The sequence below is a fragment of the Tindallia texcoconensis genome, from assembly GCF_055383815.1.
This window is the reverse complement of the sequence record NZ_AP042431.1, coordinates 2645310-2660776: the sequence shown is the minus strand read 5'-3', so window position 1 is coordinate 2660776 and position 15467 is coordinate 2645310. Positions and strand designations below refer to the sequence as shown.

At 39.4% G+C, this 15467-nt stretch carries 11 protein-coding genes; 1 reads left to right on the top strand and 10 read right to left on the bottom strand.

Going from position 1 to position 15467, the window contains the following annotated elements; translation table 11 throughout:
* Positions 1-16: 16 nt before the first annotated feature.
* From uvrB to ftsE, 5 genes are all read right to left on the bottom strand, one after another.
* Positions 17-2017, bottom strand: coding sequence for an excinuclease ABC subunit UvrB (gene uvrB / locus ACZ47N_RS12060; protein ID WP_464886793.1), 2001 nt, complete (start codon positions 2015-2017; stop codon positions 17-19).
* A gap of 18 nt (positions 2018-2035) precedes the next feature.
* A complete protein-coding gene (locus tag ACZ47N_RS12055) occupies positions 2036-3244 on the bottom strand; it encodes a S41 family peptidase (RefSeq protein WP_464886792.1) in 1209 nt (402 codons plus the stop codon).
* Between the two features lie 307 nt (positions 3245-3551).
* Entirely contained in the window at positions 3552-4679 is a 1128-nt protein-coding gene (locus ACZ47N_RS12050) for a murein hydrolase activator EnvC family protein (RefSeq protein WP_464886791.1), read from the bottom strand.
* 30 nt (positions 4680-4709) lie between these two features.
* Entirely contained in the window at positions 4710-5606 is an 897-nt protein-coding gene (gene ftsX, locus ACZ47N_RS12045; RefSeq protein WP_464886790.1) for a permease-like cell division protein FtsX, read from the bottom strand.
* Positions 5596-6282, bottom strand: coding sequence for a cell division ATP-binding protein FtsE (ftsE, locus tag ACZ47N_RS12040; protein WP_464886789.1), 687 nt, complete (start codon positions 6280-6282; stop codon positions 5596-5598). The genes ftsX and ftsE overlap by 11 nt, the downstream gene beginning before the upstream one ends.
* A 135-nt stretch (positions 6283-6417) precedes the next feature.
* On the opposite strand from ftsE, the gene ACZ47N_RS12035 reads away from it, so the two are divergent.
* Complete coding sequence (locus ACZ47N_RS12035; RefSeq protein ID WP_464886788.1) at positions 6418-6984, top strand: 5-formyltetrahydrofolate cyclo-ligase; 567 nt, start codon at positions 6418-6420, stop codon at positions 6982-6984.
* A 37-nt stretch (positions 6985-7021) separates the two neighbouring features.
* Here ACZ47N_RS12035 and ACZ47N_RS12030 read toward each other — a convergent pair whose 3' ends face one another.
* From ACZ47N_RS12030 to csaB, 5 genes are all read right to left on the bottom strand, one after another.
* The gene (locus ACZ47N_RS12030; RefSeq protein WP_464886787.1) at positions 7022-9427 is read right to left on the bottom strand and encodes an AAA family ATPase; all 2406 of its coding nucleotides are present in this window, start codon (positions 9425-9427) and stop codon (positions 7022-7024) included.
* A gap of 158 nt (positions 9428-9585) precedes the next feature.
* Positions 9586-12678, bottom strand: a complete 3093-nt coding sequence (locus tag ACZ47N_RS12025) for a phosphodiester glycosidase family protein (RefSeq protein ID WP_464886786.1) — start codon at positions 12676-12678, stop codon at positions 9586-9588.
* Between the two features lie 99 nt (positions 12679-12777).
* On the bottom strand, positions 12778-13668 hold the full coding sequence (locus ACZ47N_RS12020; protein WP_464886785.1) for a YitT family protein: 891 nt from the start codon (positions 13666-13668) through the stop codon (positions 12778-12780).
* The gene (locus ACZ47N_RS12015) at positions 13665-14381 is read right to left on the bottom strand and encodes a WecB/TagA/CpsF family glycosyltransferase (protein ID WP_464886784.1); all 717 of its coding nucleotides are present in this window, start codon (positions 14379-14381) and stop codon (positions 13665-13667) included. The genes ACZ47N_RS12020 and ACZ47N_RS12015 overlap by 4 nt, the downstream gene beginning before the upstream one ends.
* Positions 14378-15454 carry a polysaccharide pyruvyl transferase CsaB gene (gene csaB / locus ACZ47N_RS12010; RefSeq protein ID WP_464886783.1) on the bottom strand — a complete coding sequence of 359 codons (1077 nt, stop codon included), beginning with the start codon at positions 15452-15454 and terminating at the stop codon, positions 14378-14380. Before csaB ends, ACZ47N_RS12015 begins: the two co-directional genes overlap by 4 nt.
* Positions 15455-15467 lie beyond the last annotated feature (13 nt).

Sequence of the window (15467 nt, the reverse complement as noted above, 5' to 3'; positions counted from 1 at the left end):
CATTTTGATTCTAGCTCTACAAAACACTTTTTTCTGCTCCTTGATTTCGAATCCATCTTATTTCATCTCGAATAGCAGCTGCTTTTTCAAATTCCAGATTGCGTGCTGCTTCTTTCATTTCTTTTTCTAGTATCTTGATTTGTTTTTGTGCAGCTTTTCCAGTCGGCGGCTTCGGCTTCCCTTTTTCCTCTATCTCATAAATATCTTCGGTTTCCGCTACTTTTGTAGCTTCGATAACATCTCTTACTTTTTTCATAATACTTTGTGGTGTAATGCCATGTTTTTGATTATGTTCTATTTGTATGTTTCGTCGTCGCTCTGTCTCATCCATGGCACGCTTCATTGAAGGCGTCACCTTATCTGCGTATAAAATCACTCGACCATCTACATTCCTAGCAGCTCTGCCAATAGTCTGTACAAGTGCAATCTCTGAACGAAGAAACCCTTCTTTATCCGCATCCAAAATAGCTACAAGAGCAACTTCTGGTAAATCTAACCCTTCCCTCAACAAATTAATACCCACTAACACATCAAAAGTACCAAGGCGAAGTTCCCTGATAATCTCCATTCGTTCCATGGTATCAATGTCCGAATGCAGGTATCGTACTTTCACACTGGCTTCTGTCAGGTAACGTGTAAGATCTTCCGACATTTTTTTTGTTAAGGTAGTCACCAGTACACGCTGGTTTTTTTCCGCACATGCATTAATTTCTCCCAATAAGTCATCTATTTGGCCTTGTACTGGACGAATGTGGATCATCGGGTCAATCAGACCTGTAGGTCTTAAAAGCTGTTCTATTACTTGTTGACTGTGTTCTAACTCATAGGGACCGGGTGTTGCACTAACATACACTGCTTGATTAACCATTTTTTCAAACTCTTTAAAATTCAAGGGTCGATTATCAAAAGCAGAAGGTAGTCTGAACCCATACTCTACTAATGATTCTTTCCGTGATCGATCACCACCATACATACCTCTGATTTGAGGCAAGGTTACGTGGGACTCATCAACAAGCAGCAGAAAATCTTCAGGAAAGTAGTCAATTAACGTGAAGGGTCTGCTACCAGCAGGCCTTCCCGTCAGATGTCTGGAGTAATTTTCAATTCCTTGGCAGTAACCCATTTCTCTTAGCATTTCTATATCATATTTTGTCCGCTGTTCAATTCGCTGAGCTTCTAACAACTGCTCTTTTTTCTTAAAGTAATCCATTCGTTCAATCAATTCAGCTTCAATATTTTCAACAGCCTTTTCCACTTTATCCCACTTAGTAGCATAATGAGAGGCCGGAAAAACCGCTAAATGCTGACGAGATCCAATTACTTCGCCAGTCATGGTGTTAATCTCTGTAATCCGCTCTATTTCGTCACCAAAAAATTCAACTCTCTGTGCATTCTCCGAAGATGAAGCAGGAAAAATCTCCAATATATCCCCCCGCACCCGAAAGGTACCTCGGGTAAAGTTGATGTCGTTTCTAGTGTATTGAATATTTGTGAGGTTTTTCATAACTTCATTGCGATTTAGCTCCATTCCTACTCGCAAAGAAACCACCAGCTCTTTATACTCATCAGGATCCCCTAAGCCATAAATACAAGAAACACTGGCAACAATCAACACATCTCTACGTTCAAGAAGCGATGCCGTAGCCGAGTGCCTAAGCTTATCAATTTCGTCATTAATAGAAGCATCTTTCTCAATGTACAAATCGCTGTGGGCCACATAGGCTTCTGGTTGATAATAGTCATAGTAACTAACAAAATATTCTACCGAATTTTCCGGAAAAAACTCTCTAAACTCGCTGCAAAGTTGAGCTGCCAATGTTTTATTGTGAGCAATTACTAGGGTCGGTTTCTGAACTTCTTCTACCAGTTTTGCCATGGTATAGGTTTTTCCTGAACCAGTAACTCCTAGAAGCGTTTGATGCTGTAGTCCTTTACGGACACCATTGCTCAGATTTTTTATGGCCTGTGGCTGATCGCCCATGGGCTGAAAGTCTGCCATGACTTTAAATGGTTTCATCCAAACATCCCTTCCTTTTTATTGCAAGAGTTCAGTGGCACGTATCAACTGTGGATCTTCGTCAAAATCTAGATCAAGTCCTTCTAGCCACATTTCTTCTGGTATTTCTACAATATAATCTGGTTCAATGCCTTTATCATGTATATTGCGCCCTGAAGGCGTAAAATATTCAGAGACCGTGAGCTTGAATCCGGTTCCATCAGGTAGTTGCTGCATTTCCTGGACTAGTCCTTTTCCGAAAGACTGTTCCCCTACCAATATGGCTTTTTTATGATCTTGTAATGCACCTGCCAGTATTTCAGATGCACTAGCAGACCCTTCATTAATCAAAACCACTAGTTCAACACCGTAATGCTTAGCATCAGCATATTCCTCTTTTCGGTTCCCATGCCGATCTTCTGTGTAAACAATTAATTCTTCCCCCAGAAGCATATCAGAAATTTGAATAGCAGAGCTTAATAAACCTCCTGGATTATTCCGTAGATCCAGTACAATTTTGCTGATTCCTTGGTCTTTCAAAGTATCCATATGAAACCTAAAGTCATTTGCAGTTTGTTCATCAAAGTTAGTGACACGTATATATCCTATTTGATCCTTCATGACTTCCGAACGCACCGATTCAATACGAATTATTTCTCGCATAACCGATACATCTACTGGTTCTGACTGGTTTCGTTTTATTATTTCCAATTTCACTTCTGTATCCGCTTCTCCTCGCATAAGAGAAACAGCATCGTCTAACCGATTCCCAGAAACACTCTCGTTGTCCACACGAATAATTCGATCTCCTGTATTCAAACCTGCCCTCTCTCCTGGCGTATTCTCGATAGGCGATACCACAGAAACATAGCCATCTTGATCTCCCGTCACAATAATACCGATACCGCCATAAACCCCCTGGGTACTCATCATCATATCTTCCATATCTTTGGCATCTAAGTATGTCGTATAGGGATCTCCTACGGCTTCAAACATACCATGAATGGCGCCATCAATAAGGGTTTCTTCTTCTAACTCCACATAATACTCTCCCAACAAAAAGTGTTTTAACTGGATTAGTTTTCCCATATTATCATTTTCTTCATTCATTCGTTGGTACATATCCTGGCTAATAATGACTTTATCTCCTAGGTTTAACGCCATTAAATTACTGGCACTAAAGGTGACAAAGCTGGTTAACAAAATCAGTACAATAGCCCCTAAAACTGCTTTCCTTTTGCTTATCATCAAAAAACTCCTTTACCAACTATATTCTATTGCTTTCAATTATTGTACCTCAAATTCTCTCCACTGGCTACCTTATACCCTTGGCCACAACAGACAACCACTTATCATTATTTTTGCTCTTTCCATTGTAAACACGCTTCCTCAGATTTTATAGGCATCTTCAATCTCATCAATATACTAGATAAAGGTACATATGTCCTAAGGAAGCATAGAGCATCGCAAAAAGTAACTAGTTATTTCTGGGAGAGGACGGCACCTTTAAAATAAAAAAACCCCTACTAATAGGGGCTTTCAAACGTAATGCATTCTATTGTAGCCAAGGCATTGGGTCTACGTATTTCCCATTTTTACGAACTTCGAAATGGAGATGAGGGCCTGTAGACATTCCAGTACTACCTACTTTAGCGATGGTTTGACCAGCTTCTACCCGCTGGCCTTCAGAAACCTGAAGGGTATTGCAATGGGCGTACAAGGTAATAATGCCGCCACCATGGTCAATGAAAACCGTTCGCCCATACCCACCACGGTTCCCTGCAAAAGCAACTGTTCCAGGTCCCGCTGCAATAATATTTGTGCCCGTAGGCGCTGGTATATCAATCCCTGAGTGAAATCGATTGGTCCCAAGAATAGGATGTATTCGATTCCCATATGGTGAAGAAATACGACTATGACCAGGGACTGGCCATCTCATTTCTCCTCCTTCGTAGTCTCGATCTGATTGAAGATTAACGAGTACCTGTTCCAAGTTTTTTGCTTCCTTCTCCAGTTGATTCAACTGAGCTTCTAAGGCCTGTTTATCCGTCTCTAGTTCCGTCTTTAATCGCTGTTGTTCTCCACGAGTCACCACTAGGTATTCACGCTGATTTTCAACGGTATGTTTAAGTTCAGCCAAGTACCGTCGGTTCAGTTCCAACTCCGCCTTTTTATCTTCAATAAGAATTCTTTGCTCTTCCATAAAATGCAATAAATCTACGTCGTTTTCCACGATAAGCTTTACCATATCCATGTTACTAAGCAGTTCTGAAAAATCCTTGGAATTAAACAACACTTCTGCGTAAGCCACATTACCATTTCGATACATGGCATCCAACCGTTTTGCTAGGAGTTCCTGTTTTTCTTCAATAGATATGATCGCTTCTTCTAAAGACTGTTGCGTATCATCTATTCTATTTTCCGTATCGACAATTCTGTTATTCAGCGAATTTAGCTCCTGTTCAGCGCTTTGTATTTCGCCACTAAGATAATTTAACTGTTCTTCAACACTTCTCTGTTCTCTAGAATTATCACGAATGGCTGCATCGATGCCCTGTCGTTGACTTTGTAGTTCTTGAAGTTGCTGATTAATTTGTTCAACTTCACTCCCAAACGTAACGGTACTAAAGCCCACGGCAATCAAGACCAGTAGCGTCACCAGAACTTTATGTATCCCTCGCAATTAAATGCCTCCTTCCATTTCATCCCACTTTTATATTTCCAAATGTTTTCTCAGAGAAATAATGCTTCCCAGAGATCCTACACCAGCACCTAAAACAGCAAACATAATGAGGGTTCGTTGCATCATTTCTTCTACGGATAGTAAGTAGGCGCTGAAGATAACAAAAAAACGCGTCGTCACCATTTCAAAAATAGTTTGATATCCAAAATAGATGATCGTTAAGGCAATAGCAGCACCCACAAGCCCCAGAATGGTTCCTTCTAGAAAAAAGGGCCAACGTATAAACCAGTTGGTCGCGCCAACATCTTTCATAATACGTATTTCTCTTTTTCGCGCATTAATCGTAAGCTTGATCGTATTAGAAATAATAAAAGTTGCGATTAAGATCAATACTGCAATGACCATCAGTCCTATAGAACGAACAAGCCCAGCAATTCGAATCAAATTATCAATAATATCTCGATAATATCGAATTTCGTCTACCCCTCTTAGACCTACAATTTCTTCCACCACAGCATCCGAATATCGAATATGATCTACATGAACGATATAGGAGTTAGGCAATGGATTGTCCTCTAGCGTATCTAACAAATGTCCCTGCTCTCCCCATCTTTCCTTCATATTGGCTAAGGCCATTTCTTTGGATTCATAATGAATATATGCTACACCATTAATCTCCCCAAGAGTTGACCCTAATTCATCAATCGCTTGTGGATCTAGGTCTTCTTCCAAGTATACTTGCACACTATCAAACTGGGTCTGAGCAAGACTTGCCAGATGTCCCATATTCAAGACCAATACCATCATCAAACCTAATATCGTAAGCGATGCAGCCACTGAACTGATAGATGCAACACTCATCCCTTTGTTTCTCCAGATGCCTTTAAAACTCTGTTGAGCTATGTACTGAAGGGCTCTAAGCTTCATATCCGTAAATCCCCCTCTGCACATCTCGGACGATATCGCCTTTTTCCAAGGCTACCACCCGCTGTTGCATGATATCTACGATATCTTTTGCATGTGTTGCCATCACAATTGTAGTGCCTCGCCTGCTTATATGCCGCAATACTTTCATTACCTCCCATGCTGTGTCTGGATCTAAATTCCCCGTAGGCTCATCTGCGATCAAGACAATGGGACGATTCACAATCGCCCTAGCAATAGAAACCCTTTGCTTTTCTCCACCAGAAAGCTGGTGAGGATATTGCCTTGCTCGATCACTCAGTCCTACCATTCCCAACATCATTGGTACCTGTCTTCGGATTTCTTTAGGAGAAGCACCGGTTACTTGCATGGCAAAGGCAACATTTTCATACAAAGTTTTATCTTCCAAAAGTCTAAAATCTTGAAATACCACACTAATTTTTCTTCTTAAGTATGGAATTTGTCGTTGGGATAACTTTGTAATGTCTTCCCCATCAACCAATATTTTTCCACCAGATACTTGTTCTTCTCTTAAGAGCAACTTAATAAAGGTTGATTTTCCAGCGCCACTGGGACCAACCAAAAATAAAAATTCTCCTTTTTCAATTTTCAAACTAATGTTTTTCAAAGCATGAACACCGTTATCATATACTTTGCTTGTGTTTTTGAATTCTATCAACAATTCCAACTCCTGATTTTAGCATTTTCACTCTTTATTATAACCTTAGTCAGAGCAAAATTGCAAGAAATCTGATAAAATGAATGTAAAGAGTCGACTCAATGGGCTACGACTCTGATAGAAAGGGCGAATTTTATGAAAAACCAAATCCGTAAAGCAATGCTAGACCAGAGAGAATCCCTAAACGAAGCTGTTGTGCTTCAAAAAAGTCATGCTATTCATGAAACACTGATGCAAATGACTGTATGGAAAGAAGCTATGCATATGATGACCTACCTCGATTTTAGAAATGAAGTTAAAACAGATTCGTTGATTAAAAATTACCTCCACCAAAGAAAGCATGTCTACATTCCTGTGACCAATCCAAAGGACTATCGTTTAACGGTTTCTGAGCTAAAAAATCCAGAACAAGACTTGCAAGTCACAGGATTCGGTTTACTGGAACCTAAGGATGAAGCATTAAGGCCAACCCCACCACAAAAACTAGATTTGGTTATTGTACCTGGAGTAGCCTTTGACCGAGAAGGGTATCGAATTGGTTTTGGAGCTGGTTATTATGATCGATTTTTACCATTACTTCAAAAAAATGCTGTTTTGATTTCTTTAGTTTACGATTTTCAACTGATTCCTCACGTACCACGAGAATCACACGATCTTTCCGTTGACTGGATCATTACAGAATCTGAACTGATTCAATGCTAATTAAAATAGACTCCTGGGAGCAGGAGTCTATTTTAGCTTATTCTATATCCTTTTTATACTTCTTTTTTTCCTCTTTATGAATACTTCGAAGCTTACGGCTTACCATGGCGTTAATTGTTTTTTCTGGATAATTCCCTTCTTCATCCGCAACCCCCGCTGGAATATCCGTAAGGATTTCTATTCCTTCTTCTGCATGGCCGATGGCGTATATGTGAAACTGTCCGTCTTTCACCGCTTCCACCACTTCGTCTTTCAGCATCAGGTTTTTCATATTTTGTTTTGGTATAATAACACCCTGATCTCCTGTAAACCCCATGATTTTACATACATCAAAGAAACCTTCTATTTTTTCATTCACGCCTCCTATAGGTTGTATTTCTCCATTTTGATTCACAGATCCAGTAACCGCTATGTTTTGTTTAATTGGGACACCAGCTATACTAGACAAAATGCCATATAATTCGGTACTAGAGGCGCTATCCCCATCAATCATTGCATAGTTCTGCTCAAAACTGATGCTAACCGAAAGTGAAATCGGGTGATCTTGAGCATATTTTTTTCCTAGATATCCACTCAAAACATATACCCCTTTTGAGTGGATTGGGCCACTTTTTGCTACTTCTCTCTCAATATTAATAATACCTGGTTTTCCCCGATAGGTGGTTACAGTGATGCGTGTAGGTTTTCCAAAAGAGTGTTGCCCAGTTCCCATAACAACTAAACCATTTATTTGCCCCGTTTGATTTCCTGTTACATCCATCAGCAATGTACCGTCTTCAAATAGTTCATTTAGTTTTTCTTCATGTTTGTTGTTGCGAAATGCTTTTTCTTCAATGGCTTTTTCTACATGCTCCAGAGCCACTAATTCCGACTTATCCTCCGAAGCCCATTGATCTGCTTCGTAAAGAACTTCTACCACATCACTAAAACGAGAGGTTAATTTTTCTTGATGGTCTGCTAGTCTGGAGCTGTATTGTATGACTCTGCATACAGCAGAACGTTCAAAATCTTTGAGGCCTACTTCTTCACAATGAGTCGCTATAAAAGAAGCCATTTTCCCCATGCTTTCTTGATCACGATTCATTTCTATATCAAAATCTGCCATGATTTTAAATAGTTTCTTAAAATCTTCATCTAAGGCATATAAAAGACTATAGGTATAGGAATCTCCAATTAACAGTACTTTTATATCCATTGGAATTGGTTCTGGTTTCAGCATAGATGTGACCATAAGTCCCATCTGTTGGGATAGGTTTTCAATATTTATTTCCCCGGTTTTAAGAGCTCTTTTCAAAGTATCCCAGGCATATGGCTGTAAAAGAATTTCTCTCGTATGAAGCAACAAAAACCCACCATTTGCCATGTGTAAAGATCCAGCTTTAATCTGAGTAAAATCCGTCTTTAAGGATCCCATTTCATTTTTATATTCAATAGCTCCCATTAAATTGTAAAAAGTTGGATTATTCTCGTTTATAATAGGTGCATGTGTTGTATCACTATTATCAACAAATAGATTCACCTGATATCTAATTCGAAAATCGTCACTGCCCTTTTTCAGGAAAAATGCCGGTCCTTTTTCTTGTGAAACTTCTTCATTCCTTCTAAATCGCTGGATATTTTCAACAATATCCCGTTCCATTTCATTGATATAATCTCTAATTTCTTTTCGATGATTATAGCGATTCAATATCTTCTTAATATAATAATTGATGACATCATATCCTGTTTGCTCATCTAAACTCTTCATTTTTTGCCTTAATGCTTCCTCGAGATCTTTTATTTCGTTAAACATTTCAAAGGTTTTTAAACTTAGTTCATTGGACTTTTCTCGAAGCTCATCCAATCTTTCTGAGGAAAGATTTTCATATTCTTCCTGATTCATAGGTCTTTCATCAACCAAAGGAATCGTCGCCAACCCATGTTCTGTCTCTTTAAAAGTGAAGCCATATTTTGCCGCCACTTCATTTAATTGCTTCAGCAATTCTTGGTTTTTTTGCTGATATACTTTCACTAATTCTGCTTTTTTCGTTTCATAGGCCGTGCTTCTAAAAACGGTTATAATCTCTCTTCGAATTTTTTCAATCATGGATTCGATGTCTTTTTTGAATTGATTTCCCAGGCCCGCTTCCATGCCCAAAGCCTTAGGCTTATCCGGATGTTTAAAGTTATATACATACACCCAATCCTGAGGCGTTGGCATATTTTCTGCATATGAACGGGCAATAGATTCTGTATAACTGCTTCTTCCGGTACCACTCAATCCAGAAACATAGATATTGTATCCACGTTTTTTCATTTTAAGACCAAATTCTAAGGACTGGGCAGCTCGATCTTGACCAATAATTCCCCTCAATGGTTTTAAATCTTTTGTTGTATTAAAACTAAAACTGTCTGGTGAGCAAAAGCTATTTAGTTGTTGCCAGTTTAATTTGTACTTATCCATAATGACCCCCCCTTTGGGTTATGTTACTATAATTAACCAACTCCCTATCTGTCTTTATACCATTATTTCTTGTATTCATTCAAAAGATTGATCGATCAATGATAAATTCCTCAGCGTTAATAAAAAGCATCTGCAAAATTTGCAGATGCTTTTTTATTTTAAAATATAACCCTTTGACCTTCTGGATCCCATACATACTCAACACTCATAGCTCTTGCAAAGCGAGAAATCGGAATATACGTTCTGTCATTCCTTATTTCTGCTTCTGTCCCCATCTCCAAAGAATCTTCACCCACTAGTAATTTAGTACTTCCAATCTTCATTTTGAGTACAATACCCTCTTGGGTTTCAATAATCGCCATGGAACGGTCAGCGTCCCAGCTTACGTTGTCCTTTGGTACGCCAAGAGCTTTTGAAACATGGGCTGCTGGCACCATCAGTCTCCCCTCTTTCAGATAGGGAGCCGCATCCAATTTCACCTTCTGGTTCCCAGCAATGTAATGGAGTTCTCCTACTCTGAAAACAACAGATCCATCCTCCACTTGTTGTTGATTTTCTTCAATTGAAGGCTCCGTAGTAGCTTCCTCATAGGTATCGTCAGTGGCTTTATAATAGATCTTCCCTTGGGATTGATACAGATTCATTTTTCTATCCACATTTTTACCCAAGCCAATGTATCGGACACCATCTCTCATTTCCGTTCCTGTATTGCCGTTCCCATAAAAGACAAAGACATTTTTATCCGCTTCCGCTATCTTGCTTAATTCATTATTAAAAAGATCTGCTTCCAGCTCATCCGTAAAACCTTGTGGACCCCAAACTGGATGATTGATCAATAATACCAGATTCTTGGCTGTATTGCTGCTTAATTGACTTTTCAACCATGGCCATTGTTGATAATTAGTTTGGCGAATTCCTTTGTTCTCACTGTTGATACGCAGGAATAATGTTTCCCCTTCTTGTAAAGATGTATTATTCTTCAAAAGGGTGTTTCCTGACTTGTGTAGGCTCATATCAGGATAAATCGAAAACATAGACTCAATAGACTCTGGTGTTTTATTTCTCCTATCCCTCAACTGACCACCAGCTTCTTCAGCCGTCAAATTCGGCAATGCTAAAGGAGCAATAGCTTCCATACCATCAAAGAGTAAGGTTCCAGATGTTTTAAAGAAAGGTTCTGGTTCCACTACGTATAGTCTTTGTAAGGTAAGTGGTGGCTTTAAGTCCGTTGATAAATTTCCGCTTAGGAACTCCCAGCCGGTCCAGTCAATTCCCTGCTTTAAATCCACAGTATGGTTATTGCCATTCCCATCCTGCACCTGTGCCCGTATCCAATGTGGTGCTGTTTCAATTGCATGCACCCAAACTCCAATTTCGCTGGTGCCAGCAGGAAGGGGATACTCTTTTTCAAATACCACATATGCAGCTGTGGTTTCAATGGATCCTGTTAAGTCATAATTTAAACGGATAGAGTGATTGTTCACTTTTCCATCATCGTGAATACGGACATCTCCAGAAACCACGTCAGGGTATCCTCTAAACCCAGGATTAAAGGTCCTAAATCCAGGCAAGCTGGTTCTTTGTGCACCTATTGCCATAGGAATCGCGGCTGAGTGTCCGTTATAACTGGCACGCAAAACCGTCACACCATCCTGCTGCCCGCTTCGATAGACTCCCTCAGAAAAGCTTCCCAAAGAATTCTTGTCTTCCCACTGAACCTGATTAAAAGTCAAGGGAGCTCGATATCCTTCTGGATCTATTCCTTCCACCTTAAGGTTGACTTCCTCATTTTTTCCCATATGATAAATAGGTGCCTCCACTTGTATAGCTGCCACTTCTTCAAGGATTTCAAACTCCATTATGTCTGTTTTCCCGCCGTAACTGGCTTCTAGTTTTATTCTTCCAGGTGATTCAGGAATCAATTTTCCATTTTCTACTCTTCCATCGCCTTCTACGACGCTAAATTCGACTTGGTTCAAACTTACCTCCATAACACGATACGCTTCGTCGAATCCCTTCACCTGAAGAGCCACTCCGTGGTCTTTAAAGGCCATTTTCCGATCTGCTTCTAATACAATTCCACCTATAGCATCATATCCATTTTTTGCAGAAGAAACTGCAAGGGCATTTATAATCCTTCGCTGTCCTCCATCAGACGGTACATTTGCCAGTCTAGCCTCAGACTCTCCTGGTTTACGGGTCATCATAGTGGTTGACCCCCCCCCATCCATTAATAGGGCCTGATGGCTCCCAGCTTCTATCATCAACCTAGCCATCACAGCACCATTGACGCCTCGGTAAGAATGATGTCGACCATCCACTGTAACCATCATTAGTTTTTTTCCACTACTATCAATCCCAACAGCAGTACGAGGATGATTTCCTGTCACTGGTTCCGTAAAGGATACGATTTGACCATTCCGAACTAAGGGTGTTCCTCCTCCTACTGCCAGCTGTATATCTTCCATATTAGGAACCGTTTGAGGATGAAAGGTAAGGCTCTCTCCGTGTTTTACCTCATCATACAAACGCTGACCCTCGTGTCCAGAAGCTAAAAGCACATATCCATCCTTGGGTATGGTAACAGATGGCAGCCCTCTTCTAACTTCTTGAACTTCGCCTTCCACAACCACTATTTCAACCAAGTCTGGATATTCATTGGTGGCACCAGGTGTTTTTTCTCCCCAGTTGTGATCAAGAATCGTTGTTTGATGATAATTCCAGGTAATTTTATTATAAGCTCTTATACTGAAAATTTTTCCACTTTGAGAGGATACATACATATTATTCTGCCACGCATCAATAATTGCCTGCTGATCTTTATTGATGGATAAAGCAGAAAAAGGCTTCTCTATGACTGGACTACTAACCATTTCTCCATCACGAACCATCACCCCAAGAGGCGAATCCGGATTTGTCATATAGAAAAAATCTGTATTAATGGCAGCAATGGGGCTGTTTTTTTGTGTTAACATCTGGCTCAACGTCTCTTTATGAGAAACTCCTTTGGAACTCTGCAACAAGTCAATTTCTGTTCTTTCATCTTCCAAGTCAACCACAATTACATTTTTATGCAACCAACCATTTTCTCCGAAACGAAGGATTCTTTCGTGGGTCACACCGCTACCGATGGTAGTTGTTTGACGATCTTCATAAAGATAGTTACCAGCAAAAACTGGCTGAAGCATTATACTGACCATCATTGTTCCAATAAAGAAAATAGTTAAAAATACTTTTTTCCAGGAATTCATTGGTTACCTCCATATTTGTATTTATTGCAAGAGCTTTAACACTTCTATATCTACTAAATTAAAGAAGCAAACTTGTTTAAAAATAGGGATTTTGTCTTCTTATACTGGATCCACCTCCTTAAAGCCTTCTCCTAGCACTTCATGAATAGTAGAGACCATCATAAATGCATATGGATCTTCTTCGTATACCAGTTTTTTTAATTTTACACCCTGTGCTCTGCTGACTACACACAGCAGCATATTTTTCGATTCACCTGTATACATTCCTTTTGCATCAATGACGGTAACGCCTCTATCTAACTCTTGAATGATCCTTTCACCTATTACATCAGATTTTTGAGATATGATATAAAACGCCTTTGAATAACTAAGATCTTCCACAATAAAATCCGCTAATTTTACAACGATATATAATGCAATTACAGAATATAGAGCCGTCTCTACTTTTTGCTCGACAATACCAGCAAAAGCAACAATAATAAGATCGAGTATCATCATTAATTTTGCAATGCTTAACGTGGGGATATATCGATTAATCATAGCACCGGCTAAATCTGTTCCGCCTGTTGTACCTCCCATTTTAAACACCAGTCCGATTCCAATTCCTAATGTTACCCCTCCATAAATAGCCGCCAACAATATATCCGTCGTAATGGTATACTGAGAACCAAAAAAAATAATAAAAATCCGAATAAATAATGATAGCATCAAGGTTGCATAAGCTGTTTTAGCCCCAAATGCCTTTCCAAGAATCATAATACCCGCGATAAAAAGAGGTATGTTAATAACCAGATTGGTAATATCCATGGGTATTCCCATCAATTTTTGAATAACAACTGCTAATCCAGTCACTCCACCTGGTGCAATTGTATTGGGTTCCAAAAAAAAATGCAAGGCAAATGCCATCATTGCACTGCCTAGGGTTATCACTGCATATTCTAAAATAATAGAGGTCTTTTTCATACTAATCCCTGCCTTTCTTCCAATCATTTCCAAAGGATATCCCACAAAAAACGAGGCAGTACCATCATTCTTTTTATTCTCCATGGTTCTTTGATCAATCGATAGAACCATTCGAGTCCAAGTTTTTGGAACGTTAAGGGTGCTCGTTTAGCCACACCTGCATACACATCCAGACTACCACCTATCCCCATAGCAATACAACAATTCATTTCTTCTCTCCAATTTTGAATCCAGACTTCTTGTCTTGGAAATCCAAGACCTGCAAACAATACATCTGGTTGACTCTCGTTGATCTCTTTCAATACTTCGTTTGAATCATCTGTATTAAAATACCCATGTTGAGTTCCTACAATCTGTATACCTGGGTATTTTTTTTCAATATTTTTCGCTGCCATATCTGCCACACCCGGTTTTCCACCCAGCAAAAACACACGCTTATTCCTTTTATAGCAGTAGGCCAGAATTTGATCCATCGTGTCAATACCTGTTACTCGTTCTTTTAGACCCATATTTTTCAATTTAGAGGCCATAATTAATCCGATGCCATCTGGTAATACTAAATCTGCTGATTGAAGTGCTTTCATAAGGCCATCATGTTTCTGCGCAGCCATTACCATTTCAGGGTTTGGAGTCATGATACTTCGACATTGATGCCCTTCCATAAATTCCATAATAATGTTTGTTAGCTGCTGCTGGGTCACTGGTGCAATAGGCACTCCCATCATTTCTACAGGTTTCATGAAATCCCTTCTCCTCTGTATATAAATTCCTTTATCATAGTTGCATTGTGATATGCTTTTTGGTTTAATTCCAACTTCGCTTCTTTTAATTTGTTTTTATACGGAACCTTCTCTTGAATCAATTGATTCACCGTTTTTCTAAGTTCTTCTTCCGTCAACGTTTCAACATCACCGGCACAGGGTTGAGATACTAATTTCAGAAAACTGGTGATTTTAGATTCATAGGATAAGCCGATCATTGGAACTTCGGCAATAGCTGCAAAAATAAGAGAATGAAGTCTCATGCCGATCATAAAATCAAGTTTCCCCATCTCAGCAATCATTTCTTTAGGGTCTTTTTTTTCTTCTAAGACTTGGGCTGGCATCTTCATCATTGATGCTACTTCTTTTGATATAGTCACATCTGCAGGGTACTGCATCGGCAAGAAGAGTACTTGGTACCCACTCTGTACCAATTCATCAGCACAGGCCGCTACCATCGCTGTGTAATGATCCTTGCCCTGCCAATTTCTTAAAGAAATCCCTACGGTTGGTTGCTTATCAGATACATCTTCATACATAGATAACCCCGATAAAGTAAACGCTGCATCTGCTGTAACAACGATATTTCTGTGAACTCCAAGGGATTCCATTAATTTCTTAGACTCTTCATCCCTAACCGTTATAAGATCCACTCGATTAATCACACATTTAGCCAAAGCTTTATTGAAAGGTCGACTTACTGGTCCAAAACCATTCCCATAGAAAGCAACTTTTTTCCCAGCTAATTTTGCTAACGCTATGATCCCTAAATAATATAATAAGGAACGACTACTAGTTACATCTTGCAATATAGAACCGCCACCACTCATTACTAAATCTGCTTTGCAAATGGATTGAATTACCTGAAAAAAGCGATTTCTGCTCACTGCATGAATATTATATCGTTTTTCAGTTTCTGCAGCTGTATAGCTAAGGGCAGAAAGATGAACTCCTGGAAGAATTTTTCGAAATTGCTCAACAATCGCTTCCAGAATCGCCTCATCTCCTGTGTTGTTAAAACCATAATACCCAAACATAAAAATCCTTTTCATTTTCTTGTCCTTC

Excerpts from the sequence above, each read along its gene's own strand:
- ACZ47N_RS12020 (WP_464886785.1), bottom strand. The coding sequence starts at position 13,668 with ATGATTGGAAGAAAGGCAGGGATTAGTATGAAAAAGACCTCTATTATT.
- uvrB (WP_464886793.1), bottom strand. The coding sequence starts at position 2,017 with ATGAAACCATTTAAAGTCATGGCAGACTTTCAGCCCATGGGCGATCAG.
- ACZ47N_RS12030 (WP_464886787.1), bottom strand. The coding sequence starts at position 9,427 with ATGGATAAGTACAAATTAAACTGGCAACAACTAAATAGCTTTTGCTCA.
- ACZ47N_RS12035 (WP_464886788.1), top strand. The coding sequence starts at position 6,418 with ATGAAAAACCAAATCCGTAAAGCAATGCTAGACCAGAGAGAATCCCTA.
- ftsX (WP_464886790.1), bottom strand. The coding sequence starts at position 5,606 with ATGAAGCTTAGAGCCCTTCAGTACATAGCTCAACAGAGTTTTAAAGGC.
- ACZ47N_RS12015 (WP_464886784.1), bottom strand. The coding sequence starts at position 14,381 with ATGAAACCTGTAGAAATGATGGGAGTGCCTATTGCACCAGTGACCCAG.
- csaB (WP_464886783.1), bottom strand. The coding sequence starts at position 15,454 with ATGAAAAGGATTTTTATGTTTGGGTATTATGGTTTTAACAACACAGGA.
- ACZ47N_RS12025 (WP_464886786.1), bottom strand. The coding sequence starts at position 12,678 with ATGAATTCCTGGAAAAAAGTATTTTTAACTATTTTCTTTATTGGAACA.
- ACZ47N_RS12055 (WP_464886792.1), bottom strand. The coding sequence starts at position 3,244 with ATGATAAGCAAAAGGAAAGCAGTTTTAGGGGCTATTGTACTGATTTTG.